This is a genomic window from Streptomyces sp. NRRL S-87 (assembly GCF_000719335.1).
Lineage (GTDB): Bacteria > Actinomycetota > Actinomycetes > Streptomycetales > Streptomycetaceae > Streptomyces.
The window spans coordinates 1-277 of record NZ_JOGB01000234.1 but is presented as its reverse complement, the minus strand read 5'-3'; the positions used below and the strand labels follow the sequence as shown (position 1 = coordinate 277).

1 protein-coding gene is annotated in these 277 nt (G+C 67.9%); it reads right to left on the bottom strand.

From position 1 onward, the window contains the following. The coding region (locus IF43_RS0135870) for a transglycosylase SLT domain-containing protein (protein WP_030211371.1) at window positions 1-277 on the bottom strand (277 nt) is incomplete at both ends.

Sequence of the window (277 nt, the reverse complement as noted above, 5' to 3'; positions counted from 1 at the left end):
GTTCCAGGCGCCGACCGGGGAGCCGTAGCGGGAGTTCATGTAGTCCAGACCCCACTTGATCTGGGTGGCCGGGTTGGTCTTCCAGTCCGCACCCGCCGAAGCCATCTTCGAACCCGGCAGCGCCTGGACCAGGCCGTAGGCACCGGAGGAGGCGTTGGTGGCGGAGGGGTTCCAGCCGCTCTCGTGCTCCACGATCTTGCTGAAGGCCGCGAACTGCGCCGGGTCCTTGATCATCTGCTGCGCGATCGCCTTCGCACTCGACGGCGCCGCGGCATGC